The organism is Pseudoduganella buxea (genome assembly GCF_009720835.1).
Classification (GTDB): Bacteria; Pseudomonadota; Gammaproteobacteria; order Burkholderiales; family Burkholderiaceae_D; genus Rugamonas; species Rugamonas buxea.
Genome location: NZ_WNKZ01000250.1, coordinates 1 through 491 on the forward strand (window position 1 = coordinate 1; position 491 = coordinate 491).

1 protein-coding gene is annotated in these 491 nt (G+C 66.2%); it reads right to left on the reverse strand.

The genetic code is table 11. The features are described from left to right. On the reverse strand, nucleotides 1-480 hold a 480-nt coding region (locus tag GM672_RS27850), incomplete at its 3' end, for a hypothetical protein (protein WP_155473705.1). Nucleotides 481-491 lie beyond the last annotated feature (11 nt).

Below are 491 nucleotides of genomic sequence, written 5' to 3' on the forward strand. Positions count from 1 at the left end.
CAGTGCCGCATAGCGCTTCTTGTGCTTGACCACTGCGTCGCGCAGCCGCTTCAGGATCCACCGGATGCTCATCTGCGCCTGCTCGTCGGCCAGGGCGGCGAGCTTGCCGCGAAACGCCGGCTTGAAATCGGTCAGGTGAGCGATGATGCCCGTCACGCCCGCTACCGCACTCTCCGGCAGGTGGCTGGCTGCCACGGCGGCGACATGGTTCGCGGCCCGTTTGTACTGCTGGCCAAGGGCGCCCAGCATGCGGCGCAAGCTGCTTTGTACCTTGGGGTCGTGCAGCTTGCGCTCAGCCTCCGCCGGCGGGGCCAGGTCGAACAGCGGTTCCTTGCCGATGCAGCGCTTGAGGATCTTGATCAGATCGTCGGCGACGCCGTCGGCGGTATCGGCGCAGTCGTCCAGGATGCCCGACAGCTTGCCCATCGCACTGTCGACGAAGGTCTCGATCTCGCCGGCCAGCCTGGCGTTAAGGTGCACGATCAGCACCT